General features: G+C 33.6%; 29 protein-coding genes. 17 read left to right on the forward strand and 12 right to left on the reverse strand.

Annotated features, from left to right (window positions below):
• Positions 1 to 288: 288 nt before the first annotated feature.
• Positions 289 to 1,959 carry an alpha/beta fold hydrolase gene (locus tag ABW636_RS20645; RefSeq protein WP_367591990.1) on the forward strand — a complete coding sequence of 557 codons (1,671 nt, stop codon included), beginning with the start codon at positions 289 to 291 and terminating at the stop codon, positions 1,957 to 1,959.
• A 52-nt stretch (positions 1,960 to 2,011) separates the two neighbouring features.
• Here ABW636_RS20645 and nadD read toward each other — a convergent pair whose 3' ends face one another.
• The 4 genes from nadD to ABW636_RS20665 all read right to left on the reverse strand — a co-directional run bounded on the left by nadD (position 2,012) and on the right by ABW636_RS20665 (position 4,729).
• Positions 2,012 to 2,593 (reverse strand): nicotinate (nicotinamide) nucleotide adenylyltransferase, encoded by a 582-nt coding sequence (gene nadD, locus ABW636_RS20650; RefSeq protein WP_367591991.1) that lies wholly within the window; start codon positions 2,591 to 2,593, stop codon positions 2,012 to 2,014.
• A 51-nt stretch (positions 2,594 to 2,644) separates the two neighbouring features.
• The gene (gmk, locus tag ABW636_RS20655; RefSeq protein ID WP_367591992.1) at positions 2,645 to 3,217 is read right to left on the reverse strand and encodes a guanylate kinase; all 573 of its coding nucleotides are present in this window, start codon (positions 3,215 to 3,217) and stop codon (positions 2,645 to 2,647) included.
• A 4-nt stretch (positions 3,218 to 3,221) separates the two neighbouring features.
• Complete coding sequence (locus ABW636_RS20660; RefSeq protein ID WP_367591993.1) at positions 3,222 to 4,079, reverse strand: YicC/YloC family endoribonuclease; 858 nt, start codon at positions 4,077 to 4,079, stop codon at positions 3,222 to 3,224.
• Between the two features lie 98 nt (positions 4,080 to 4,177).
• Entirely contained in the window at positions 4,178 to 4,729 is a 552-nt protein-coding gene (locus ABW636_RS20665; protein ID WP_367591994.1) for a CopD family protein, read from the reverse strand.
• A 382-nt stretch (positions 4,730 to 5,111) separates the two neighbouring features.
• On the opposite strand from ABW636_RS20665, the gene ABW636_RS20670 reads away from it, so the two are divergent.
• From ABW636_RS20670 to ABW636_RS20680, 3 genes are read left to right on the forward strand one after another with little or no spacing between them, the layout of a single operon-like run.
• Positions 5,112 to 6,074: a pyridoxal-phosphate dependent enzyme gene (locus ABW636_RS20670; RefSeq protein WP_367591995.1), complete on the forward strand. Its 963-nt coding sequence runs from the start codon at positions 5,112 to 5,114 to the stop codon at positions 6,072 to 6,074.
• Positions 6,058 to 7,005, forward strand: coding sequence for a Rossmann-fold NAD(P)-binding domain-containing protein (locus ABW636_RS20675; RefSeq protein ID WP_367591996.1), 948 nt, complete (start codon positions 6,058 to 6,060; stop codon positions 7,003 to 7,005). The genes ABW636_RS20670 and ABW636_RS20675 overlap by 17 nt, the downstream gene beginning before the upstream one ends.
• Positions 7,006 to 7,017: 12 nt before the next feature.
• Positions 7,018 to 8,178, forward strand: a complete 1,161-nt coding sequence (locus ABW636_RS20680; protein ID WP_367591997.1) for an aminotransferase class I/II-fold pyridoxal phosphate-dependent enzyme — start codon at positions 7,018 to 7,020, stop codon at positions 8,176 to 8,178.
• 66 nt (positions 8,179 to 8,244) lie between these two features.
• Here the strand turns inward: ABW636_RS20680 and ABW636_RS20685 are convergent, their stop codons facing one another.
• Positions 8,245 to 9,636: an MATE family efflux transporter gene (locus tag ABW636_RS20685; protein ID WP_367591999.1), complete on the reverse strand. Its 1,392-nt coding sequence runs from the start codon at positions 9,634 to 9,636 to the stop codon at positions 8,245 to 8,247.
• Positions 9,636 to 10,670 (reverse strand): ferrochelatase, encoded by a 1,035-nt coding sequence (hemH, locus tag ABW636_RS20690; RefSeq protein ID WP_367592000.1) that lies wholly within the window; start codon positions 10,668 to 10,670, stop codon positions 9,636 to 9,638. Before hemH ends, ABW636_RS20685 begins: the two co-directional genes overlap by 1 nt.
• A gap of 442 nt (positions 10,671 to 11,112) precedes the next feature.
• Between hemH and ABW636_RS20695 the strand changes: the two genes are divergently transcribed.
• Positions 11,113 to 11,283: a hypothetical protein gene (locus tag ABW636_RS20695; protein ID WP_367592001.1), complete on the forward strand. Its 171-nt coding sequence runs from the start codon at positions 11,113 to 11,115 to the stop codon at positions 11,281 to 11,283.
• Between the two features lie 9 nt (positions 11,284 to 11,292).
• Here the strand turns inward: ABW636_RS20695 and ABW636_RS20700 are convergent, their stop codons facing one another.
• The gene (locus ABW636_RS20700; RefSeq protein ID WP_367592002.1) at positions 11,293 to 12,183 is read right to left on the reverse strand and encodes a helix-turn-helix domain-containing protein; all 891 of its coding nucleotides are present in this window, start codon (positions 12,181 to 12,183) and stop codon (positions 11,293 to 11,295) included.
• 202 nt (positions 12,184 to 12,385) lie between these two features.
• Here ABW636_RS20700 and hemA point away from each other — a divergent pair, with 202 nt between their 5' ends.
• The 7 genes from hemA to ABW636_RS20735 all read left to right on the forward strand — a co-directional run bounded on the left by hemA (position 12,386) and on the right by ABW636_RS20735 (position 18,480).
• Positions 12,386 to 13,636, forward strand: a complete 1,251-nt coding sequence (gene hemA / locus ABW636_RS20705) for a glutamyl-tRNA reductase (RefSeq protein WP_367592003.1) — start codon at positions 12,386 to 12,388, stop codon at positions 13,634 to 13,636.
• Between the two features lie 2 nt (positions 13,637 to 13,638).
• Positions 13,639 to 14,550 carry a hydroxymethylbilane synthase gene (gene hemC, locus ABW636_RS20710; protein ID WP_367592004.1) on the forward strand — a complete coding sequence of 304 codons (912 nt, stop codon included), beginning with the start codon at positions 13,639 to 13,641 and terminating at the stop codon, positions 14,548 to 14,550.
• Between the two features lie 53 nt (positions 14,551 to 14,603).
• Positions 14,604 to 15,683, forward strand: coding sequence for a DUF559 domain-containing protein (locus tag ABW636_RS20715; RefSeq protein ID WP_367592005.1), 1,080 nt, complete (start codon positions 14,604 to 14,606; stop codon positions 15,681 to 15,683).
• 75 nt (positions 15,684 to 15,758) lie between these two features.
• Entirely contained in the window at positions 15,759 to 16,790 is a 1,032-nt protein-coding gene (hemE, locus tag ABW636_RS20720; RefSeq protein WP_367592006.1) for a uroporphyrinogen decarboxylase, read from the forward strand.
• A gap of 1 nt (position 16,791) precedes the next feature.
• On the forward strand, positions 16,792 to 17,277 hold the full coding sequence (locus tag ABW636_RS20725; RefSeq protein ID WP_367592007.1) for a DUF6973 domain-containing protein: 486 nt from the start codon (positions 16,792 to 16,794) through the stop codon (positions 17,275 to 17,277).
• Positions 17,278 to 17,404: 127 nt separating this feature from the next.
• Positions 17,405 to 17,710, forward strand: coding sequence for a helix-turn-helix domain-containing protein (locus ABW636_RS20730; RefSeq protein WP_367592008.1), 306 nt, complete (start codon positions 17,405 to 17,407; stop codon positions 17,708 to 17,710).
• A 407-nt stretch (positions 17,711 to 18,117) separates the two neighbouring features.
• On the forward strand, positions 18,118 to 18,480 hold the full coding sequence (locus tag ABW636_RS20735) for a hypothetical protein (protein WP_367592009.1): 363 nt from the start codon (positions 18,118 to 18,120) through the stop codon (positions 18,478 to 18,480).
• 23 nt (positions 18,481 to 18,503) lie between these two features.
• Here ABW636_RS20735 and ABW636_RS20740 read toward each other — a convergent pair whose 3' ends face one another.
• Positions 18,504 to 18,749: a helix-turn-helix domain-containing protein gene (locus ABW636_RS20740; RefSeq protein WP_367592010.1), complete on the reverse strand. Its 246-nt coding sequence runs from the start codon at positions 18,747 to 18,749 to the stop codon at positions 18,504 to 18,506.
• A gap of 444 nt (positions 18,750 to 19,193) precedes the next feature.
• Here ABW636_RS20740 and ABW636_RS20745 point away from each other — a divergent pair, with 444 nt between their 5' ends.
• Genes ABW636_RS20745 through gwsS form a run of 5 tightly spaced genes read left to right on the forward strand, consistent with a single transcriptional unit; the run spans position 19,194 to position 22,319 of the window.
• Positions 19,194 to 20,069 (forward strand): hypothetical protein, encoded by an 876-nt coding sequence (locus tag ABW636_RS20745; RefSeq protein WP_367592011.1) that lies wholly within the window; start codon positions 19,194 to 19,196, stop codon positions 20,067 to 20,069.
• Complete coding sequence (locus ABW636_RS20750; RefSeq protein ID WP_367592012.1) at positions 20,066 to 20,242, forward strand: hypothetical protein; 177 nt, start codon at positions 20,066 to 20,068, stop codon at positions 20,240 to 20,242. Before ABW636_RS20745 ends, ABW636_RS20750 begins: the two co-directional genes overlap by 4 nt.
• Before the next feature lie 52 nt (positions 20,243 to 20,294).
• Positions 20,295 to 21,026, forward strand: coding sequence for a grasp-with-spasm system ATP-grasp peptide maturase (gene gwsG, locus ABW636_RS20755; RefSeq protein ID WP_367592034.1), 732 nt, complete (start codon positions 20,295 to 20,297; stop codon positions 21,024 to 21,026).
• A 2-nt stretch (positions 21,027 to 21,028) separates the two neighbouring features.
• The gene (locus ABW636_RS20760) at positions 21,029 to 21,244 is read left to right on the forward strand and encodes a hypothetical protein (protein ID WP_367592013.1); all 216 of its coding nucleotides are present in this window, start codon (positions 21,029 to 21,031) and stop codon (positions 21,242 to 21,244) included.
• Positions 21,237 to 22,319 carry a grasp-with-spasm system SPASM domain peptide maturase gene (gene gwsS, locus ABW636_RS20765; RefSeq protein ID WP_367592014.1) on the forward strand — a complete coding sequence of 361 codons (1,083 nt, stop codon included), beginning with the start codon at positions 21,237 to 21,239 and terminating at the stop codon, positions 22,317 to 22,319. The genes ABW636_RS20760 and gwsS overlap by 8 nt, the downstream gene beginning before the upstream one ends.
• A 6-nt stretch (positions 22,320 to 22,325) precedes the next feature.
• On the opposite strand, the gene ABW636_RS20770 is transcribed toward gwsS, so the two are convergent.
• The 4 genes from ABW636_RS20770 to ABW636_RS20785 are packed head-to-tail and all read right to left on the reverse strand — an operon-like array spanning position 22,326 to position 25,812.
• On the reverse strand, positions 22,326 to 23,426 hold the full coding sequence (locus tag ABW636_RS20770) for a glycoside hydrolase family 3 N-terminal domain-containing protein (protein WP_367592015.1): 1,101 nt from the start codon (positions 23,424 to 23,426) through the stop codon (positions 22,326 to 22,328).
• A gap of 23 nt (positions 23,427 to 23,449) precedes the next feature.
• Positions 23,450 to 24,301, reverse strand: a complete 852-nt coding sequence (locus ABW636_RS20775; protein ID WP_367592016.1) for a sulfurtransferase — start codon at positions 24,299 to 24,301, stop codon at positions 23,450 to 23,452.
• A gap of 17 nt (positions 24,302 to 24,318) precedes the next feature.
• On the reverse strand, positions 24,319 to 24,774 hold the full coding sequence (locus tag ABW636_RS20780) for a nuclear transport factor 2 family protein (protein ID WP_367592017.1): 456 nt from the start codon (positions 24,772 to 24,774) through the stop codon (positions 24,319 to 24,321).
• 42 nt (positions 24,775 to 24,816) lie between these two features.
• Positions 24,817 to 25,812, reverse strand: a complete 996-nt coding sequence (locus ABW636_RS20785; protein ID WP_367592018.1) for an NAD(P)H-dependent glycerol-3-phosphate dehydrogenase — start codon at positions 25,810 to 25,812, stop codon at positions 24,817 to 24,819.
• Between the last annotated feature and the right edge of the window lie 3 nt (positions 25,813 to 25,815).

Consider the following 25,815-nt stretch of genomic DNA (forward strand, 5'->3'; position numbering starts at 1 on the left):
GAAAAAATCAAAAATGATACAAATAGAATGGCTACAGTGGCTACTATTGCTTTTGCTTCCAATACAGTATGGAACGAATTTAAAAATATAGCGCTAAATCATATCCTTTTTAGAACTTAGCCCTTTTTTATTATCACAAGTTTGTAGTAGTTTTCTATGACTAAATTGTAATGTTATTTATGGTTGCGAACATATAATATACATATTGTTTTTATGGTTTTTTCTTATTATTTTATAGTTTTATAAAAGTAAATTTTAACTTTTTATAATACTCTTAGAACAAACGACATGATAAAGCCAAAAACAATGTATACAAGTAGTGGAGGTGTCAATATAGCGTATCAGGTATTTGGCGAGGGGTCTATTGATTTGGTATATATTCCTGGGTGGGTTTCTAATATTGACTTGATGTGGTTTTGCCCAGAATTGGTTAATTTCTTTGAAGAACTTGGCAAATTCGCAAGAGTGATTCTTTTTGATAAAAGAGGTACGGGTCTTTCGGATAGAGTGGTAGAATTTGCTACATTAGAAGAACGTATGGAAGATATTACTGCTGTTATGGATGCAGCAGGATCAGAAAAAGCTATCCTATTTGGTCATTCTGAAGGGGGTAGTGTTTCTGTATTATTTAGTGCAACCTATCCAGATCGTGTAATCGCTTTGATTGCCTTTGGGATTTTTGCAAGACGTATATATTCAGAAGAGTATCCTTGGGCACCTACAGATGAAGAGCGTCAGGAAGTATATGATATGATCTCAAATAATTGGGGAAGTGGTGCTATGAACTTAGAATCTTTAGCACCTTCTAAAGCACAAGATAAAGCATTTATGGAATGGTTGGCTAGCTATTTTCGTTCTGGGGCAAGCCCTAAAGCTGCATTGATACTAACCAAAATGAACACTCAAGTAGATATTATAGATATTTTGGGGACTATAAAAGTTCCGACATTACTATTGCAGTGTAGGGATGATATAGACGTAAAGATCGAAGAAGGTAGATTTATTGCAGAGCGTATACCAGATTCGAGGTTCGTAGAACTTGAAGGGAATGATCACTTATTTTGGGCTGGTGATACCAAGATAGTTTTAGAGGAGATAAAAACGTTTATAGAAACGGAAACGATACTACTAAAACCTGTATATGACAAAAAGTTATATACCTTTATGATAGGATATTTTCAAACCGTAAATGCGTATCAATATACAGTGAGAAATTTGGTAAAGAAATTTGCAAATAAGTATAAAGGAAACTTGATTATTGATACTGAAAATACCTTTGCTATTACTTTTGAAGGGCCTAGTAAAGCAGTAAATTGTAGTGCAGAACTTGTAGAAGCTGTTAAAAGCTTTAACACGCAAATTTCAATAGGTATTGATATTAAAGAGTGTTCTATCAAAAATTATGTTTGTGATGAGACGGATCATTTTGTAAGCTTTATAAAGAGCCAATCATATACTAATGAAATTTTACTTACACAAACGGTAAAAAACTTATTAGTTGGTGTAGATATGGACTTTACACCTAGTAAGACTATTTTTAAAACAGAATTAGGAGCTTCTTTGCTTTTATTTACGGTAACCAAAAGATTACAATCAAACACTAATAAAGTAATTGTACAAAAAAATCTACAGCCTGACTTTTTTTTACATAAGGTAATTAAAAGTATAAATAATCATTTAAGCAATGATTACTATGGGGTTACTATGCTTTGTAGGGAGGTAGGAGTAAGTGAACGACAATTACAACGTAAATTAAAAGCAAGTACCAACAAATCTCCTAATCAATTGATTTCTTCAATCCGACTTAATAAAGCAAAAGAATTAATAAAGAACGGTCAAAATACGATTGCAGAAATAGCTTTTCAAACAGGTTTTTCGAGTCCTTCCTACTTTTCCAAATGTTTCAAAAAAGAATTTGCAATATGTCCATCTGACTTAATATACTCTGATAGTGAATGATTTTTGATGTAGAAAATATTGAAACAAATGTTTTAAATAAAGCATCAATCCTTTATTTGTAAAAATTCATTTCATCAATATACTCCCAAACGGGTTCTGGCAATAATGGCCTAATATTTTTATCTAAGGGGATAGCCTTCCTGATAAAAGTCGAAGAAATCTCCATTATGGGAGCATCTATTCTATGGATTTTTGGGTGATCGGTAAATTGATTTTCTACCACACCTTCTGCAATACGAGGATATACATAAATGTGATGTTTTTCTAAGATCACCTCATAATTTTTCCATTTATGAAAGCTTTTTAAATTATCCTCGCCCATGATCAAATGAAATTCATCTTCAGGATATTTTTCTTGTAAATAAATCAATGTATTTACCGTATAGTTTGGTTGTGGTAATTTAAACTCTATATCGCTAGGATGCAACTTGGGGTAATATTGTGTAGCTCGATACACCATTTCATAGCGATGATGATTATCTAATAAGGAACTCTTTTTTTTATGGGGGTTATGAGGAGTAACTACCATCCATAATTCGTCCAGATCAGAATATTCTGCCATATGATTTGCAATAGCAAGATGCCCAATATGTATTGGGTTAAAAGTGCCAAAGTAGAGTCCAATTTTTTTCATCAGAAAGAATCTTTTTCTTTTAGATACGTTACCATCTAGTATCTAGAAAGCTTATTTAGAAAGAAATTTTTTCACTAGTTGCAGTACTTCGCTTTTTGCATTTTCCAGATTATCGTTAGTGACAATGGCATCAAACTGAGGTGCCGTGGCCATTTCTGTAGATGCTTTAGAGACCCTCATATTGATTTTATCTTCAGATTCTGTTTTACGCTTTTTTAAACGAATTTTTAATTCTTCTATACTAGGAGGTTTGATAAAAACCGCAAGCGTTCTATCGGGATAAATTCTTTTAATATCTAACCCACCTACTACGTCAATATCAAATATTACATGTTTTCCCTGATCCCATAAGCGTTGTACCTCGGTTTTTAGAGTACCATAAAAGTTATCACGATATACCTCTTCCCACTCTAGAAATTCGTCGGCTTTAATTTTATCTTTAAAATCTCTTAAGGATAAAAAATAATAATCTTTTCCATGAATTTCTCCTCCTCGTGGTTCGCGCGATGCAGCAGAAATAGAAAAGCCAAGATTAAGTTCTTCTTGATTCAGTAAATATTTAACTAAAGTAGTTTTTCCGCTTCCTGAAGGAGCAGAAAGCACAATAAGTTTACCTTGGTTCATTTAGCTATAATACGTTTAGTAATTGTTCTTTGATTTTTTCGAGTTCATCTTTCATCTGCACCACCAACTGCTGCATGGGAGCATAATTAGATTTACTACCAATAGTGTTAATTTCGCGACCCAACTCTTGTGTGATAAAACCTAATTTTTTACCGTTAGAATCTGCAGAGTCCAAAGTAGTTGCAAAATATTCGAGATGATTTGATAATCGCACTTTTTCTTCTGTAATATCGAATTTTTCCAAGTAATAGATTAATTCTTGTTCAAAACGATTTTGATCGACTTCTTCTTTTAGTTCGGCAATAGCTTTATTCAGTCGCTCTCTAACACCTTCCATACGTTCAGGATCCATTTCCATCACCTTGTCAAGTAAAGCACTTATATTTTTGATACGAATATTAAAATCTTTTTCTAGAGCTTTTCCTTCATCAACACGATAACTTTCAATCTCAGATAATGCTTTATCTAAAGCTTCCTTGATCGCATTAAACTCTTTTTCATCAATTTCTTCTCGTTCTGTTTTTAATGCATCAGGCATGCGAATAGCCATTTTTAAAAGTTCTGTAGCATCTCCGGGGTGTATAACAGAGAGTTGCTTCATATATTCTTTTACAACTCCTTCATTCACTTTGTTCGACGTCTCTTCTGCTGTTATTTCTACATAAAGCCCAAAATCTACCTTACCTCGTGCTAGTTTTTTGGCTATAGTGTTTCGCATTTCAAGCTCCTTCTCTCTATATTGAGAAGGGATTCTGGCATTGAGATCTAGGTTTTTACTATTAAGTGATTTTACTTCAATAGTTATTTTTTTTGTGGGTAACTGAAGGATAGATTTCCCAAAGCCCGTCATCGATTTGATCATAGAATTGTACTAAAAATTACACGAAGATAATGAAAAGTAGTGAGGTAAGAGCAGTAAGGATAATTTACAGGATAATACAAGGTAAATGTTTAGGTCGTTTAGGCTTCTGGGTTTTTATCTCTTATCTTTTTGTATAGTCTGATTCCTAACATTAGTAGCACTGATAGAGATATGATACCAATAACGCCAAATACCCAATTTACTGCATCTTTTAGTATTACAAGGAAAATAACTGAGAACAAAATTATTGTAGAACCTTCGTTCCAGATACGCATTTTACCAGAAGACCATTTAATTATATCATTCTGAAGTTGATTGTAAATATGATGGCATTTTAAGTGATATGCAAATAACAATACTACAAAACCAAGTTTAACATGCATCCAGGGTTCTTGTAACCATTCTGGGACAATGATCAACAACCATAAAGCAAATAAGGTAGCTAGTATGGCCGATGGCCAGGTAATAATAAACCAAAGTCTTTTGGCCATTAATTTAAGTTGCTTACCTAATATTTCTTTATCAGGGAGTGGTTTTTGAGAAGCTTCTATTTGATAAACAAATAATCTGGGGATATAAAATAACCCTGCAAACCAGGTAATAACAAAGATGAGGTGTAATGACTTTATGTAATTGTAATATTCGCTCATATAAATAATAAATCAATGATAGAAGAAAGAACGTTTTGATTCTTGGGCGAAGATAACTGAAAATCTCGAATGTGTTCTGATTATATAAGTTGCTTTTTTAAGCAACTTCAATTTGTTTTGACTAATAAATAATAATCCTGATAAGTATATTTTTGAAAGTAGCATATTGTTTATCAATGAAGTATTGTAATATTTTTTCTATATTTGTTATAGAAGAAATTATGTAGCGGTTGCTACACACCTATTCTCTGTCATAAGGAAGAAACTGGGAGAATAAGTGAATTTTTTGCGGAAACCTCCGTATACCTTATCCATTTAAATAGGATTTTGGTGTACGGAGGTTTTTTTATGGATAAATTGAGTTAAAGAAAAAAGTAGGGGAATGATTTCAATGTCTGATATAACAAATACGTATCAACTTATTAAAAATGATATTTATGAGACACCACTGATTTATTCATCAGCATTGAGTGCTATATCAGGAGCGAATGTATATCTAAAAATGGAGCATTTACAGCATACAGGTTCTTTTAAAATACGGGGATTATTAAGTAAGTTATATAGTGTTGACAAAGAAGACTTCGAAAAGACGTTTGTTGCCGCTTCAACAGGAAATCACGCAGCGGCTTTTGGATATGCTTCAAAGGTTTTTGGTTTTAGAGGCGTTTTATTCCTTCCGCATACAACCAGTAAGGTAAAAGTAAAAGCGTTACAGTCATATGATTTGACAATCCATTTTTATGGAAAAAATAGCATGGAAGCCGAACAAAAAGCGGTTGCGTATGCCAAAGAAATACAAGGAATTATGATTCATCCTTATAATGATTTAGAAATTATTAAAGGGCAGGGGACCATAGGTTTAGAAATAAAGAAACAGTTACCAAATGTAGATGTTGTGCTTACACCTGTTGGTGGGGGTGGACTTGTTGCAGGCATAGCTTCATATTTTAAGGAGTTTGAAACAGAAGTTGTTGGATGCCAGCCTAAAAATGCAGCAGAGATGTATGAATCTGTGCAGAATAATAGAATAGTGAAACCAAGTATACAAAATACTATTTCTGATGCTACGGCAGGAGGAATCGAAGACAAGGCCATCACCTTTGATATATGTAAAAAACACCTCTCTAGTTTCGAACTTATACAAGAAAACACCATCAAAAAGGCAATAGCATTTATAGTCAATAACCACCATACATTAATAGAGCCTGCATCAGCACTTCCGGTTGCAGCGCTGTTCGAGCATAAAAAGTACCAAGGAAAAAATGTGGTTTTGGTACTTACCGGAAAAAAAATAAACACAACATTACTAACCGAAATATTAATAGAGTATGACCACAATTATTAATCAAAAGGAAATCAAATCTATTGTTAAGGATATCGATGTTGTTGCAGCAATGAAAGAGGGTTTTGTACAATATAGTAACCAGAATACGATGGTTCCGCCAGTAGGAGAATTACTTTTTAATAACCCTAAAGGAGAAACCCATATCAAATATGGATACATAAAAGAGGATGATTATTTTGTGATTAAGGTGGCTTCTGGTTTCTATGGTAATGTTAAGTTTGGGATTTCGACTAGCCAGGGAATGATGCTTCTTTTTAGTCAAAAAACAGGTGAGCCTAGAGGGATATTGTTAGATGAAGGATTACTTACAGATATTCGTACTGCGGCAGCAGGTGCCATGGTCTCACAATATTTTGCTCCCAAAAAAATAAAAGGAATTGGCATTATAGGTACCGGTATTCAGGCAAAATTGCAATTACAATATCTTCAGAGATTTTATCCGAATATTTCGGTTTGGGTATGGGGAAGAGATGCTGAGAATACGAAAAAATTTAAAAATCAATTAGGGGAGTGTGAAATAAAAATAGCGTCATCTACTACCCAGGTTGCACAAAATTGTAACTTGATTGTAACCACAACCCCATCAGAAATTCCTTTGCTTAAAGAAGAAGATATTTTGGAAGGTACACATATTACTGCGGTAGGTGCTGATACAGAAAACAAACAAGAGCTAGAAAGTGCATTGCTACAGAAAGCAGATATTGTGGTGGTAGATAGTATTAGTCAAAGTAAAACAAGAGGAGAGGTATTTAGAGCGTTAAAAGATGGTTTTATAACACAAGCCAATGTCGTCGAGTTGGGAATAGCGATCCAGACTCCCTCTTTACAACGTAAAAACGATACACAGATCACCGTTGCCGATTTAACAGGTGTTGCGGTACAAGATATTATGATTGCAAAAGCAGTGTATAAAAAATATATGAATAATTAAAAAAGATGAAGTATGAATATTCCAATTTTTGAGCTAGAGCGAGTACAGTCATTATTCGAAAATACTGTAGATTATAATTTAACAGAAAGTGGTTTTCATCCTTATACCTTACAAGAATTGTTGACCAATGATGAAATAAAAGACTTAACAAATTTGGTATTAGGATATGGACAAACAAATGGTTCTATACCACTTCGTAAAAGAATAAGCGCACTTTATAGTGGAGCAGATGAGGAGAATATACTGGTAACCAATGGTTCTTCTGAGGCTAATTTTATTGCTTGTCATACCTTATTAGAAAAAGGAGATGAAGTAGTGATGATGGTTCCAAACTATATGCAAATATGGGGGATTGCAAAAGAAATGGGTTGTATTGCAAAAGCATTTCACCTTAAAGAAGATGACCATTGGAGACCTGATTTAGAAGAGCTAAGGTCTTTGGTGACATCAAAAACCAAGATGATAGCACTTTGCAACCCTAACAACCCAACGGGGTATACACTTAGTGGTGATGAAATGTTAGAAATTGTTGATATAGCAAAGAGCGTTGATGCTTGGATTTATTGTGATGAGGTCTATATGGGGGCAGAACTAAATGGTCAAACCATCGATAGTTTTGTAGGGGTATATGATAAAGTAATGGTAAATGGGGGGTTATCCAAAGCATATGCTTTACCCGGATTGCGTCTTGGTTGGTTGGTTGGACCAGAAGATGTTATTGCAGATACCTGGGCATATCATGATTATACTTCTATAACGGCAGGGGTTATGAGTCATCATATTGCAGAAATTGCATTACGACCAGAAAGACGACAACAGATATTGAGAAGAAATAGGACCATGTTGAATGAAAACCTGGTGGCAGTAAAAGAATGGTTAGATCAATATGGGGATTTATTCGAGTATGTCGCTCCCAAAGGAGGTGGGATGTTATTTGTAAAATACAATCTAGATATTAACTCTACCAAATTAGCAGAATGGTTGCGAACAGAAAAAAGTGTTTTTATTCTGGCAGGCGATTGTTACGGGATGGATTATCATTTTAGAATTGGAATAGGAGAACGTAAGCAATATATTTTAGAAGGCCTGGAGCGCATTAAAGAAGCGTTAGAGGAACGTTTTGATATAAAAACGAAAAGAAAAAATGTAATAAGTAATATAATGAGATTCTAAGACTAAAAAACCATAAAGCAACGTCACATCTTATGTCGCATTTTATGGTTTATTTGGTATAAGGTGTCAACTGGTCTTTGCCGTTAAAAGCTTTGTTCTGATTTCTCTATTAAGAAAATACCCGGTAACAATAGTAGCTAATACATCGGCAATAGGAAATGAGATCCAAACCCCTAATTCTCCCATAAATTTTGGTAAAACCAAAATTAAAGGAATAAAAAAGAATCCCTGGCGTGACAAAGTGAGAAGCAATGCAGGGATTGCTTTTCCAACGGCCTGAAAATAAGCACCCCCTATTAACTGAAGCGCAATTATTGGTGTGGCTGCAAATACCAAACGCATTGGTGTTGCTGTATGAGAAAGTACAAATTGGTTTAATGCCAATTCTTTTGCAGTAAGATTAGGGTTGTCACTTAGAAACAATGCAGAGATTTCTGAGGGAAAAATCATTAAACCTACAAACACAAGAGTGGCTACCAAAGCAGCATATTTGATGGCCGTATTGATAGATTCTCGAACTCTGGTATAGTGTTTTGCACCATAGTTGTAACCAGCAATGGGTAAAAATCCTTGCGTAACACCAAAAACAGGAAACAATGCAAACATAAGCATACGTCCTATGATTGCGTATACAGCTACCAAACCTTCTTGTCCCAGATCGAATAAAATATTATTCATCAATAAATAAGTAATACTAACAACCGCTTGTCTGGCCAATGTAACCCCACCAAGTGAGGCAATTTCTGAAACTATTTTTTTTTGCAGTACGAAATGTCTAAATCTTACTTTTAGTTCAGAGTTTTTAGAAGAAAAGAACCATGCAATGTATAAAAAACATGCCAGATAAGATCCCGTAGTTGCCCATGCAGCACCATGCATGCCCATGTCTAATAGTTTAATGAAAACATAATCCATTAGCAAGTTTCCAACCGTTGGTATGATCATGGCCGTCATTGCAAATTTTGGCTTTCCTTCTGCTCGTATTACTGTATTTCCCATCATGGCAAAACCAAGGATGGGGACCCCGTACAAAACGATAATATAATATATTTTAGCGGGATCGAAAATGCCTCCTTTTCCTCCAAACCTTGGGATAATAGTATCTACAAATAGAAGCCCCAAAATTACTAATGAAACTGTGCATAGTAGGGTTAAGATGATTTGGTTTCCAAAAGTTTGTAATGCCTTTTCTTTATTACCAGCCCCTAATGCTCTCGATATAATGCTAGAGCCTCCAATACCAATTGCCATTCCTAATGCTGCAATAAAAAAAGACACAGGTAATACTACATTAATAGCAGCAATGGCAATAGGGCCGATCCAATTACCAACAAAAATAGAATCGATGAGGACATTAAGTGACATCACCAATATTCCTATAGAAGCAGGAACCGCTTGCTTAATAAGTAGTTTTCCTATTGTTTCTGTACCAAGTGCTTCAGAGGTTACTTTGGCCATTATACTGATTGCGTTTTAACAGGTGCCCACTTATTTACCCAATTGGCAATAAGATCAGCCCAATCATCACGATCATTTAGACAAGGAATGGTAGTAAACTCTTTTCCGCCAACTTCATGAAAAATTTCTTCTCCTTCCATAGCGATTTCTTCCAGCGTTTCTAAACAATCAGCAACAAAAGCAGGAGTAACAATAGCCATTTTCTTGATTCCTTCTTTTCCCATTCGTTCTATAGTACGATCGGTATAGGGTTGTAACCAAGGATCAAATCCTAATCGTGATTGAAATGAAGTTGAATAGGTTCCTTCTGGTAAACTTAGTTTTTCTGCAACCATTTTGGTGGTTGTATAGCACTGATGACGATAGCAGAATTCATGCGCAGAAGATGGTGTATTGCAACAACTACCATCTATCTTACAATGTGATTGAGTAACATCACTTTTTCTAATATGTCGTTCGGGTACACCATGATACGAAAACAAAAGATGTTCATAATCCAAACTTTCTAACTTTTCGTCAATACTTTGAGATAAGATATCAATGTACCTTGTATCTTTATAAAATGCGGGTACATTTGTTAGTTTCATTTCAGGAAAGTGAGCTGCTCTCAATTCTTCTGCTAATACCAAAATGGTTTCTGTAGTCGCCATTGCAAACTGAGGATAAAGAGGGACAATCATTACTTCTCTCACTCCTTGATCATGCAACTCCTGTAATCCTTTTTTTATGCTCATAGATCCATATCGCATTGCAAGTCCGATAGGGATAGCCGTACGATCTGAAACTTTTTTTTGTAAGCGTTCTGATAATACGATAAGAGGCGATCCTTCTTTCCACCAGATTTTTTGATAGGCAGCGGCAGATTTTTTTGGTCTTGTATTTAGAATAATTCCTTTAACGATTAATGTACGAGCCCATAAAGGAACATCGATCACTCGAGGGTCCATTAAAAATTCACCAAGATATTTTTTTACATCTTTTGGATCGGTGCTGTCTGGTGATCCTAAATTAACAAGAAGAACTCCTTTACTCATGGTTTGTATTTTTGTAGCGCAAAAATACAAACTATCAAATGTTATGAGCTTAAAAACGATAAGACTTTTTGATGATGGTATTGATGAGCGCATGATATGCTTTAAACTGAAACGGTATAGTATAAGGCTTAAGATATGTAAACAACAGTATTTTTTGCTTTTACAGAAAGGTATTCTGCTAAAATTTAATAAGTGCAAGAGACGATTAGTTCAAAATCAACCAAAGTAAAAGTGTATTCTCATATGGTAATATCAGGGTTAAAATACGTTAAATAATGATAAACTAAAATGCGAAATAGTTTTATTTTAGTATTTTGTAGACAATTAAAAGCAACGATGAACCCGGCTTGGTTATGGCGATTGTAAAAAATATTTTTTTATGATCTTTCTTTCATGAGCTTAAGGTTACATGTGATGATACTATATATTAATTTAAAAACACATGAAACGAATAATTTTAGATGTCGAAAAAGAGAAATTACCTTTTGTAATTGAGTTATTAGAGCAATTCGAATTTGTATCGATTATTGGTGACGCCACCGAGGAAGATAAAGGAATGTATGATTCTATTGTATCCTTACAAAAAGGAGTTGGAATCCCCAGAAACGAATAATTACATAGGTTATGATAAACCTGTTACGTACTTTTTTGGAGTAGTACCGAATTTCTTTTTAAATGCTGCAATAAAATGGCTTGCAGTACTATACCCTACCTTTAATCCTACTTCATTTACATTATGTCCACCAGATGCAAGTAGTTGCCTAGCGACTTCCATTTTGTAATCGAATAAAAAAGCAAATACAGGTTCACCATAGATTTGCTTAAATCCGTCTTTGAGTTTTTTTAAAGGTAACCCTATTTCTTTGGATAATTCCTGTAATGTAGGTGGTTCTGACATTCTGGCGATGATTATTTCTTTGGCTTTTCTTATTTTTAGAACATTTTCTTCATCTACCAAAAATGGACATTGTTCTATGTTAGCATCTTCTGGCCTGTTAAAGTACAAGCTTAGTAATTCATAGCATTTAGCCTTAAGGTATAACAATTTTACAGAAGGATGTAGGCTATAACTCATGATTTGATTTAGAACAACTGCCATAGATGGGGATATGTCTGCATCTGTATAATATTTTTTATCTCTATTGCCTTCACCTAGAAAAGGTATATAATCTGCTTCTTTAGAAAACAAAGCATGAAATTTTTTTATAGATATGAGAACCGTGATAAGCCAGGCATCTGTTTGCATTTCGAGATTCATCGGTAAATCTCGTTGTGGGTTGTATAATAGTAACGAGTTTTCTTCAGAAAGGTTAATCGAATAACTTCCGTTATTAAAGTTAAAGGTTACAGCACCTTTTATACAAAAATGAAATTGAATATAACTACTATCAATATCGCGCACAACGCATTGATTTTCATTTGTTTCATTTTGAAATTTAAGAATGTGAAAACCGGTTTCAATTTGAGTTTCTTCTAGAATTCCTGGAGCGTTGTTTTTCAATTCAATTTCCATAATACAATCTATTAGTTATTTAGAATAAGTCTAAACTGTCGTTGCAAGAACAACCCGTAGCAATACAAAAATAGCCCTTTTTAAGGATTTATGATAAAATAATGCCGCAAATAACGTTTTTCGATACTAAAAACTCTTCTAGCGTTATTTTTTTAAAACTATCTAAAATATTTTTGTCCCAAGGAAAATAGATCATAACTGCATGGAGCCCCATTTAAGAGCGAAAGGAACAAATTTTTATACCATAGGACTTAGCTATAAAAAAGCTGACGCAGAGATTAGAGGACGCTTTAGTGTTAGTGATCATGCCAAAGAAAGCATATTGCAACAGGCAAAAACTGAAGGTATAGAAGCGTTATTGGTTACATCAACTTGTAACAGAACAGAGTTGCATGGTTTTGCCCAACACCCATTTCAGTTAATCAAGTTGTTATGTGAACACACACATGGTACTGTAGAAGAGTTTGAAAAAGTTGCCTACGTTCATAAAAACAGTAAAGCCGTAGCCCATCTGTTTAAAGTGGGTACGGGATTGGATAGTCAAATACTAGGAGATTTTGAAATTATTAGTCAATTAAAACTGAGTTTTAAAACGTCAAAAAAGGTAGGAATAACAAACCCTTTTCTAGAACGATTGATCAATGCTGTAATCCAGGCAAGTAAGCGAATCAAAAATGAAACCGAAATATCTTCTGGTGCCACTTCGGTGTCATTTGCATCGGTACAATATATTCTTAAGAACGTAGAAAATATCTCTGATAAGAATATATTACTTTTTGGTACAGGAAAAATAGGTCGTAATACTTGCGAAAATTTAATTAAGCATACCAAAAATGATCATATTACTTTAATTAATCGTACCAAAGATAAAGCAGAAAAGGTGGCCGGTAAGTTTAATCTTGTGGTAAAGGAGTATGCTAATATTCAATCTGAAATTAAGAATACAGACATTTTGATTGTCGCTACAGGTGCCCAGAATCCTACTATTTCTAAACAATTAATCCATTCTGACAAACCCTTGCTAATTTTGGATCTTTCGATTCCTAAAAATGTAGCAACAAACGTTACAGAATTGCCTAATGTAACATTGGTTCATTTGGATCACTTGTCCAAAATGACAGATGATACTTTACAGAAAAGAAAGCAGTATGTACCACAGGCCGAAGCAATCATAGAAGAAGTAAAAACTGAATTTAATGATTGGCTTGAGACAAGAAAATTTGCTCCAACAATCAAAGCGCTTAAGAATAAGTTAATTACTATGAAGGATATGGAGATTAACTTACAACGAAAAAAGTATGCAGATTTTGATGAGGAACAGGCCGATATTATAAGTAGTCGTATCATTCAGAAAATTACCAATCATTTTGCCAATCATCTTAAAGATGATACTACTTCGGCAAATGAGAGTTTAGAATTAATTCAGAAAGTTTTTCAATTACAAAATAAGTAACATTGACAAAGACAATTCGTATAGGTACCAGAGATAGTGAATTAGCACTTTGGCAGGCCAATACTGTACAAAAACAATTAAATGATTTAGGATACGACACGAATTTGGTCCCCGTAAAATCTACAGGAGATCTTGTTCTTGATAAACCTCTATACGAATTAGGAATAACTGGCATTTTTACGAAAACACTGGATGTTGCCATGTTAAATGGCGATATAGATATTGCGGTTCACTCTATGAAAGATGTACCCACGGCTTTACCAAGTGGAATTGTGGAGGCTGCGGTTTTGAAAAGAGCAGATGTTAAAGATATTTTAGTACATAAGGGATTAGATTTTTTAGAGACAGAGGGAGTGATCGCTACAGGAAGTTTACGTAGAAAAGCTCAGTGGTTACATAAATATCCATCGCATACAGTTGTAGATTTACGCGGTAATGTAAACACAAGAATGCAAAAGCTAACCGATAATGATTGGCAAGGTGCTATATTTGCAGCTGCAGGTTTAGAACGAATTAACCTAAAGCCAGAGAATTATATTGATTTAGATTGGATGATTCCAGCTCCTGCTCAAGGTGCTATGCTGGTTGTTGCAAAAGAAGAAGATACTTTTTGTAGAGAGGCTTTGGCAAGTCTTAATAATGAGGCCTCACAAATTTGCGTTCATATAGAACGTGAGTTTTTAAGAGAGTTAGAAGGAGGTTGTACTGCACCTATTGGAGCATTGGCGAAAATAGATGCCGATCAAATTCATTTTACAGGAGTATTGCATGGTTTGGATGGAAAAGATATGATATCGGTGACAAAAACAGTTAGGATTTCAGAAAAAGAAGATTTTGGTAAAAACTGTGCACAAGAAGTATTAAATAATGGTGGGAAAGCACTTATGAAGAGGATAAAAGCAGCGATAAAATAAACTTAAAATACCCTCACCCTAACCCTCTCCTTTGGGAGAGGGAATTGTGATTGATGAATAAAAAAACTCAAATATCAAGATTACTTCGAAAAGAGCAAACAACAGCTGAGGCAGCATTGTGGAAACTTCTTCGTAATAGAAATTTTGATAATTTGAAATTTAGGAGACAACATCCAATAAAAGAGTATTTTGTTGATTTTATAAATATTGAATACCAAATCGTTATTGAGCTTGACGGAAAATATCATAATAGTGATATCCAGAAAGAAAAAGATCAATTAAGAGATTTGCATTTGGAAGCTTTGGGATATAAAGTACTAAGATTTAAAAATGATGTAGTTTTTGATAATCATAAACTGATTTTGCAAAGTATAAAAAAGAGTGTTGAAGAATTTCTCCCTCTACCTCAGGGAGAGGGTCGGGGTGAGGGAATTGCAAAGAAACATCTTATTAAGGATAATGAGGATAATAAAGAAGAAGGTTATACCATATTATCTACCAAAAAATTATCAGTTGCGCAAAAGGAACTGATATTGAATAGTGGCCTTGGTTTTGTAGAATATGATGCTATAAAGATTGAATTGCTTGAAATTGAAATGAATGATGAGGTGCACCATGCAATTTTTACGAGCAAGAATGCTGTAAAAGCAGTTTTAAATACGACATCACAATTGAATATTAAAAACTGTTATTGTGTAGGAGACAATACTAAAAAGCTATTAGTAGATCATGGGCAAAATGTGATAGAAACTGCTCAAAATGCTTCTGATTTGGCCAAAATTATTGTAGAAAACTATAAAAACACTTCGTTTCAATTTTTTTGTGGAAACTTAAGAAGAAACGAATTACCCGATATTTTGAAACAACACAGTGTAAAATTAAAAGAACAAATAGTATATAATACTCATATGAACTCGCGTATATTTGATCGTGTTTTTGATGGGATTTTGTTTTTTAGCCCGTCTGGTATACAAAGCTATATTGCAAAAAATAGAATTGGAGACAGTATTACTTTCTGTATAGGTAATACTACCGCTTCAGAAGCGATTAATTATACAGATACCGTTCGAGTAGCGAACAAACCTACTGTAGAAAATGTTATTATACAGGCTATAAAATATTTTAAAAAATAAAAGGTAGATGTTGACAGGTGCATAAAAACTTCATGACACTACCCTTAATAAAAGACCCGATAGGGCTGTAATTATATGACACAACTTAAAAACGACTTATTCTTAAAGGCTTTAAAGGGAGAAACTGTGGAGCGACCTCCAGTTTGGATGATGCGTCAGGCAGGTAGATACTTGCCAGAGTTTATGGCGTTAAAAGAAAAGTATGATTTCTTTACAAGATGCAGGACTCCAGAACTAGCATCAGAAATTACAGTACAACCTATAGATATCATTGGGCCAGATGCTGCGATTTTGTTTAGCGATATTTTGGTGATTCCGCAGGCAATGAATATCGAAGTCGAAATGAAGGACGGAATTGGCCCCTGGTTGCCCAACCCTATTCGATCTCTTAAAGATGTAGAACAAGTAGTTGTACCCGATGTTTATGAAGAATTAGGATATGTGATGGATGCGATCAAACTAACCAAAGAACGTTTGGATAATCGTGTTCCTCTTATTGGTTTTGCAGGATCGCCTTGGACCATTTTATGTTATGCTGTGCAGGGACAAGGGTCTAAAAATTTTGATAAAGCCAAAGAACTGTGCTTTACACAACCAGAAGCTGCACATCAATTACTACAAAAGATTACAGATACCACTATTGCCTACTTAAAAGCAAAAGTGGCTACGGGTGTAAATGCTGTACAGGTATTTGATAGTTGGGGAGGAATGCTTTCTCCTGTAGATTATCAAGAGTTCTCATGGAAATATATTCAGCAAATAGTAGATGCATTAAAAGACGAAACTCAGGTAATCGTTTTTGGAAAAGGGTGCTGGTTTGCACTACAGGAAATGGCAAAATCGGGAGCTGCGGCATTAGGAGTTGATTGGACTTGTTCTGCACGTAATGCACGTTACCTAAGCGGAGGAAATATTACGCTGCAAGGTAATTTTGATCCATCAAGGTTGTTATCACCCCCTGCCGAGATTAAAAAAATGGTAAAACAGATGATTGATGAGTTTGGTAAGGATCGATATATAGCTAATTTAGGACATGGTATTTTACCAAACATTCCGGTAGAAAATGCTAGAGCTTTTGTAGACGCAGTAAAAGAGTATCAGGGATAGTATGAATCTATACAGGGTGATCATAGGATTAAGTTACCAACAAATAGGTCGTTTATCCTGGGTCATGCTCCTTAATCCTATATGTATTTTACCAACACTTCGTGCAACACAAAGCACCATGCTTATTTGTAATAAAAATTATGGTAAGGAACACCATGGTAACGGGGTCGCGAATGCATATCGACATGCATTATGGAATATGCTATTGTGTTATCAGGTTTTTATACGCACAAAAAATAAAGAAAAAGCGATAAAATGGGCAAAAACGATTACCGATTTATATGAAAAAATTGCACCTAATGCTCCTATAGAAAATGCTATGGATTTACATAATAATAACATAGGAAGAATGCTTTTTAAGGCCATTACCAAATACACTGAAGAAGAGGTGTTGGTTGTATTGAAAAATAAAGTAGAAAGTGCAATAGAGGTAACTAGTATTGTGACTATGAAAAACCATGAAAATCAACTGGTGTACTTGGTTTAGATATTTGGATTTGATGGTTTTTAGACTGGATATTGACACTATAAATATTTTTTTGAACAATTTTGTACTAATTCTGTTTTTTAGATACGAAAAATAACACTATCTTTGTCAAGATTTGACAAGTCACATGAAAGAAACTTTTGGAGAGTACATTAGACTTTTGAGAACGAAAAGAGGATTTACATTAACTCAGTTGGCAGCACAATTAGATTTGGATGCGGCTAACCTAAGTAAAATTGAAAATGGAAAAAGGGAGTTTGATGTCAAACGACTCTCAAAACTGGCCAAAGTTTTTGATTTAGATATCCAGAAGTTAAAAGAGGAATATGTTAGTGATCAATTGGCAAAACAAATCTATGAAATGGATTGTTCGACAGAGTTACTTAAGGTAGCAGAAGAAAAAGCCGAATATAGAAGAAAACTTAAAAAATAAAATTGCATTTCCTACCCTGCAATTTTATTGTGATCTTATTTCGAACGATACATATATGTATAAAAGTTTGAAAGGAGTTTATATACAATAACATAAAAGATAAAAATTAGATGTAAGAAGTGATGTGCGTTTAGCATATTTGATGGCTAAAAAAAATTGTGTATTTATTTTGATAATAGGCAAGGACAAATGATACGATTTGACCACTAATACGTACAGAACTCTTACATCGATTTTATAGAGAGCTATTCATTTACTGTTAAAAATTAGAACAATTTTAATGGTATTATAGACCCGCTTCATAATAGAAGTTAGCACTTGGTATAGTATTTGGAGACTTTCTACAATACTTGCTTTAGCAAAGGCCGGGAACTACGTTGATGTACGATAGTTTAAAATTATAACAAATGAAAATAGAGCTGAAAACTCAGAACTTTCCAAAATTCGAATTATTACCTAATCAAGACTTTATTTTGTTTTTGATCAAGAATGAATTATTGGGAACCAAGTTTATGAATCAATTAAATACCGTAGGTATTGATACCTCTTTTGGAGGTATAGAATTAGGTGAGGCAATTTTATCTTTGATGGGCTTTCAACACAGAAATGATAAGCTGTGGGAATGGTATTATACGATTCTAAAAACCTATATCGCCAGAGTGAAATTTGGTGATAGTGTAGTGATCAGGTCCGTAGCTTTTGATTTTTATGTAGCACTTAGAGTACGATTGCATATTGAAGAAGAAGGTAAATGTAATCATTTACATTAGACTGGTATTAGTATAGAAACGGCCTATTTTTTGTTTTCTATGGCTTCTATATCACACAATTCTGATAACGTAATATCAAAAGCATTTGCAATTTTTAGTAATGTTTTGATGGTGGCATTGGTTCGTGCCATTTCCAGGCGTTGTATCACGCTTTTATCCAATTCTGCACGATATCCTAATTCGCTTTGAGACAGCTTTTGCTGTAATCGTATTGCTCGTATACGATTGCCTAGCTGTATATAAAAATTTATAGGATTAGGATACCTCACTTCTCATAAATCATAATGATAAGGGCAAGGTATTAGTAATCAATAGCATAAAGGACTATTTAAAAAGAGCCTCATTTATGTAACCTATTAAATTAAAACAGATGGATATATTTGAATGATACTTTATATATTAGTTTAGAGATGGGAGTGGTGCTTATTTGACCCTTAGTGTTTTAATTTGTTGTTAGTTCAAAATGATTTACAATTTTCCAAAATAGTTATAATAGCGTTCAATAAATTATAACAAATGAAAATAGAGCTGAAAACTCAGAACTTTCCAAAATTCGAATAAAAAAGAGATATGAAAACAAGTTAATTGCTCACGATTAATCAAAACATATTTGGGAGTCTTTTTTAGATTCCCAAATGTTTCCGATTATTGTTTTTAAAAAATGAACTACTTGATATCTAACGATATCTTTATAATAATAAATTATAAGATTAATGAAAAACATTGTATTGATATTTTTTTTAATATTCTTTTTGACTGTAACTGCTCAGAATTACCTTCCATATTATAAAATTATCAACGATGCAGAAATTGCATATCTCGATGCAAAATACCAACGCTCTGATTCGTTATATCAAAAAGCATTTGCGATGGTGCCTAAACCTTTTAAAGAAGATTATTTATTGGCAGGGATCAATGCCGATAAATTGCAAAATACCGATAAAGTATATACCTATCTTAAAAAAGGAGTAGTATTAGGGCTTACCCAAAAACGAATTAAAAAGGTGACTAAAAAATTACCGTATTTTAAAAAATCGAAGTATTATAAAATCCTTAAAACGGAGTATGCAGTTTTACGAGAAAAACATCTAAATACCCTTAACATACCTTTACGTGAAGAAATTATCAAAATGGTAAAAAAAGATCAGGCAGCGAGAGCGCCTATTATTACAGGAATTCGAACTACCATGCGTGCTGACAATCAAAATTATAAACGCTTGTTAGAAATTATAAAAAATAATAATGATCGATGGCCAGGGTTTTCTGATATAGGAGAAATAACGAATGGCAAATATGATGTTAGTAAAAGTAGTATGCTTATGCCATTACATTTTCAAGAGGAATGGGTTGAAGTGTTAAGACCTTATCTTTTTGAAGCAGTAATGAAAGGAGAAATGTACCCTTATCATTTTGCGAGAATTTATGATTATAAATTTCCTACTGGGGATTTTTGCCAAATTTACGGCACTTATCTCAATATGCCAATCTGTAATTGCGATGAGGCAAATGAAAGACGTAAAAAAATAGGATTCGAACCCTTGGCAGATTATTACAGAAAACAAAATATAAAGTATACCTGCAAAGAATGATTCTTATACTTTCAGAACGATTAGACGAGAGTACTAATGATGTGATGGATTGGATTTTGGGTACAGAAAGCTCTGTAATAAGAGCTAATGCCTATGATTTACAAATAGAAAATATTGATATAAATAAACATGAAATTTTCTTAAAATATAAAAAAGATTATCAACTCAGATGAGATTACCGCTGTTTGGTATCGACGAGGGAGTATTGGTTATGAATATCCAGATATAGAAACAAAAAATCAGATATTAACACAACATATTTATAATCACCTCCACGACGAATGGCAGGAACTGGTTGGTTTTTTGGTACGATGGTTTAAAGATCATCCCACCATACCTTTTATAGGAGAATATGGTAGCCAGGATCAAAAATTAAAACAACTGGAATATGCAAAAAAAGCGGGCTTACAAATACCCAATACTTTTATTACTTCTAGTAAAAAAGACTTGATAGACTTTTATAATTGTTGTCATCATACAATTATTACCAAAGGAATTGAATCATCTGCTTCTTATACTTTTGGTAATATCTCGTTAGAGGGATATACAGAAGAAGTAACCAAAGAATTCATAGATCAATTACCCAATACATTTTTTCCCAGCTTGTTTCAAGAAAACATTAAAAAAGCTTATGAATTAAGAATATTCTTTTTAAAAGATACTTTTTATTCTATGGCAGTTTTTTCACAACAAAATGAACAAACAAAAACTGATATGAGAAAATATGATGATTCGTTTCCCAACAGGACTGTACCTTATATTTTACCTCTAGACATAGAACAGAAGTTATTAGAAGCAATGAATGCTTTGGGCTTAACAACAGGATCCATCGATATGATTGTTGATGATAATGAGGGTTATTGTTTTTTAGAAGTAAATCCCAGTGGGCAATTTGGGATGGTATCTGTACCCTGCAATTACTATATAGAAGAAGCCATAGCAAAACAATTACTATAAAAATGGATAACAATAAGTTTTATAAAGAATTTAGACCAGCAGTCCTAAAAGAACTACCAATTAGTCATCAAATGCTTACTGTTTTTAAGTCAGATGTAAGTATTATTACTTCTCAAGATAGTACCTTCAACGGTATTGAAATAAAGAAATACAATACCGAGCTGTTGGGAGGAACCAGACATTATGCTCCAATTTCTAAAATGATAGATTTTGGATAAAAAAGTAAAATTGTTTAGTAATTGTATACCTGTAAAAGGTGTTTCTAGAGCAGTAATTTGCGATATGCAATTACAAACCATACATTATATACCTGATAGTTTATATGATTTGATTATTGAGCATTTTGGGAAATCACCAAATGAGATTAAAAAAGCGTATGATCATCAATACGATGCTATTATCGATGAATATTTGAGCTTTCTAGAAGAGAAGAATTGTATTTTTTATACAGATTTTCCAGAAAAATTTTCTGATATCGATTTAAAGTGGGAGTATCCTTACCCTATATCAAATGCTATTATAGATAGAGATCATACTTCTAGTTATGATATTTTTAAAGTACTTAAACAGTTAGACGAGCTATATTGCAAAAGTGTACAATTACGTTTTTTTGATGAGGTTCAAAAGTCATATATTATAGAAGTTTTAGATTTTTTGAACTACGAAGAAAGTATATTATCTTCTATCGAAATATATGTGCCACATTCAGATTGGACAGCTATTGTAAATGTTTCTAATGTATTTAAAGAATATCTTAGAGTATCTCAAATCTGTGTTTATAGCGCATCCAAGAATGAGATTTCGGATATTAACAATGACGGAAGGCTTTTAATGTATACAGATCAAGAGATCAACTCAGAAAAACATTGTGGTGCAATTTCTATGGATTATTTCAGTGTAAATTTGAAAACTTTTACCGAATCTCAAAAGTTTAATTCATGTTTAAATAGAAAAATATCAGTGGACAGTAAAGGAGAAATAAAAAATTGTCCATCCATGGAAATAAGTTATGGAAATATTGAGAATACTTCACTAAAAAAAGCACTTGAACATCCTAACTTTAAGAATCATTGGAGCATTACCAAAGATCAAGTGACAATATGCAAGAATTGTGAATTTAGATATGTCTGTACCGATTGTAGAGCATATGTTGAGAATCCAGAGGATGAGTATTCAAAACCTTTAAAATGCGGATACGATCCTTACACCAATAATTGGGAAAAATGGAGCACAAACCCTCTTAAAGAAAAAGCAGTTTTGTATTATGAAATGCCAGAAATTATAAAGAAATAGTAGTAATCAAATCACCCCCGAGCACACTTTTAATCGTAAAACTTTCTTTATAGACTGTATTACTTGCCTTTTATAAGAAGCATTGGTTTTCATTTCTGCAAGAATGGTATTTATTGTTTTTACTTCATCTTGTGGCATTAAGATCAGATCACAACCAGCTTTAGAGGCCAGGAGAGGAGCATTATCCAAAATTGTAACCGCTTTCATGATATTAAGCGCATCAGAAATAATAACCCCTTTAAAACCCATTTTTTCTTTTAACAAACTGGTTACAATTTTTCTTGAACAACTAGAAGGTATCCCATTAGTATCGTATTCTTTGTTATTTTTTATTGTAATATGAGCCACCATTATAGAAAGCACACCGTCTTCAATTATTTTTTTATAATTGTCAACTTCTTGCATAGGGCCGTCTATATAAACACTTTGTTTATGTGTATCCCCTTTAACAAGGCCATGGCCAGGAAAGTGTTTTGCAGTAGCAATAATACCCCCTTGCTGAGTACATTTTATAAAGTGATTAGCCAATCGAACTACAGTTTCTTTAGTATTACCATAACTTCTGGATTTGATCGCCTCATTATTTGGACTAATATCCAATACAGGCGCATAATTATGATGTACGCCTATTTCTCTAAGTTCTTGATTTATTGCAGTAACAACCTCATCAGATCTTTGTTCTGTTTTGATATCTATTGTTTTACCCACATCACGAGCACCTTTAATTCTACTTGCAAATAGACTGGGTTCTGCATCCATGCTATACAACAAAGGCAAGCTTTTGTTGGCAATAGAAAGTTTGTTAAGAGCTATAATATCTTCTGTATGTTGTTTTTTACTGCCTTTTAAAAATACAACCCCACCAACAGCATTTTGAGTAACTAATTTTTTTATTGTTGTATGTGGTTTCCCAATCTCACCGCCAGACGTAATAATCATTTGTGCCACCTTTTGGCGATCAGATAATGTATTGTAAATAGAATCAACCGTATATTCTAATTCAGAATTATAGGAATAAAAGTCTTGAAGGCTAAATTTTGGAGACTGAGCGTTTACCCCAAACGAGCAAAAGAATATAATAAAAATACTAATTGAAAATTTTTGCATAAATAAAGGTTTATATATCATTTTTATTTTTCGATGGGTACATGATCCAATTGTCCCCATTCGTTCCAGGAACCGTCGTATACAGACATATTTTGATATCCAGATAAATCGGCTGCAAGCATAAGAATACATGCCGTGATTCCTGATCCACAGGTAAAGATCAGTTTTTTATTTTCTATTGAAAAGTCTTTTAGAATTTTACTTAATTCTGTAGTAGACTTCATTTGGGTATTTTCTATGAGAGTTTTATAAGGCAGGTTCTTCGAATTTGGTATATGGCCCCCTTTTAAATCTGTTCTGGGTTCTGGTTCTGTAGCGTTAAATCTACCAGAAGAACGAGCATCTAGGATTAAGGTATCTTTTAGAGTTATAGCGGCTAAGACGTTTTTAGCATCACTAACTAGTTTGGGGTTAAAATTAGCTTCAAAGTTACCCCTGGGATACAATTCTTCTTCTTTATTTTCGGGTTGACAAGGTAGTTTTTCCTTTTGCCATATAGGAAGCCCACCATCTAACACTGCCACGTTTTTATGCCCCATAATTTTAAACATCCACCATACTCTGGGACTTGAATAAATGCCTAACTTATCGTATACCACAACGGTATGATGCGTATCAATACCTAATTGTTTGCAAGCTTCAGAAAAAGATGCTGGAGAAGGTAACATATTAGGGAGGTCAGTATTCAGATCAGAAAATGTTTTTTTAATATCAAAAAAACGACTTCCTCTAATTTTTAAATTCGAAACGCTAGAATCATTTGAAGTAGTAACTTTTTTGATCGTAGCATCAAGAATTACCAAATCAGGATGATCTAAGTGTTCTGCAAGCCATTGAACAGAAACGAGTGGTTGTGTGATTTGTAATGTATTCATGTGTTAAAGATAGGTTATCAAGAGGTCATAAATTTGTGTAACATATGATGGGTTTGTTGCTGTAGTTTTTTCTTAAAAAAACGAGTGCCGCCCAAAATTTTTCCTTTCCAACCCATGGCCTGCGATGCCCATTTATGTAAATCAAAATTATCGGTATGTTTTATAATCTTACCGTCTTTAAACACGAATTGTGCATCTATTTTATTATGAACACTTCTACCAGTTTTACTAAACAAATACCAAGCTTCCCAATGTGCACTACCAGTGTGCTTATGTATCTTAATGTCAGAAAATTCTATCTGAAGATTCTTTGCGTTTTTGCATAGCATTCGCCACATACTTTTTGCATGCTCTCCTTGTAGTTTTCCAAAAGCAGGATCTTCAAAAATAATATCTTCATGATAACAGGCTATCATTGTATCTGCATCACGATTATTAAATGCGGTATAAAAGGTTTCTATAAGTTTCTCCATAACATCTACGCATTAAAATAAGGATGATGAAGATAAGAATAATTAATCGAGTTTATCGGCCAGTTTCTTAAATACTTTTTTAGGATTTTTATCTTCGTATAGAACTGCATGTACGGCATCTATGATAGGGGTTCGTGTCTTTTTGGTAGTATCCAGTTCATAGGCTGTTTTAGCAGCATAATATCCCTCTGCGACCATATTCATTTCCATTTGAGCGCTTTTTACCGTATACCCCTTACCAATCATATTGCCAAACATACGGTTACGAGAAAAAGTAGAATACCCCGTCACTAATAAATCTCCTAAATAGGCAGAATTATTAATATTACGTTTCATTTTATGTATTTTCTTAATAAAACGCTTCATTTCTCTAATGGCATTACTCATTAATACACTCTGAAAATTATCACCATACCCAAGTCCATGAGCAATTCCTGCTGCCAAAGAGTATATGTTTTTAAGCACTGCCGCATATTCGGTACCTATAATATCATCACTTATTTTACATTTGATATATTCGCTACTTAGGTGATTTGCCATAATAGTGGCTTTCTCTTTGTCTCGTGATGCAATCGTAAGATAAGATAATCGTTCTAGAGCAACTTCTTCTGCATGACATGGCCCGGTAATTACCCCTATATTATCAAAAGGAATAGTATATTCATCATGAAAATGTTCTCCAACAATAAGCCCTGTTTCTGGTACAATACCCTTAATAGCAGAAAATATAATTTTATCTTGGATAGAAGTTTTTAACTTTTCTAATTCACTATGAAGAAAGGCCGACGGAATCGCAAAAATCAGATAATCTGCATAGGCCACAGCCTCATTTATATCATTGGTAAGTTTAAGCTGATCTATTCTAAATTCTACAGAACTTAGATAGTTAGGATTGTGTTGTTGCTTTTTAAGATGTTCAAGGGCATAGGTACTTCGCATATACCATCCAACTTCATTAAGGTTTTCGGTAAGCATTTTTACAATGGCAGTTGCCCAACTACCACCTCCTAGCACTGCAAATTTTGGACTATTTTCCATAAA

Source organism: Aquimarina discodermiae, assembly GCF_040786235.1.
Taxonomy (GTDB): Bacteria; Bacteroidota; Bacteroidia; order Flavobacteriales; family Flavobacteriaceae; genus Aquimarina.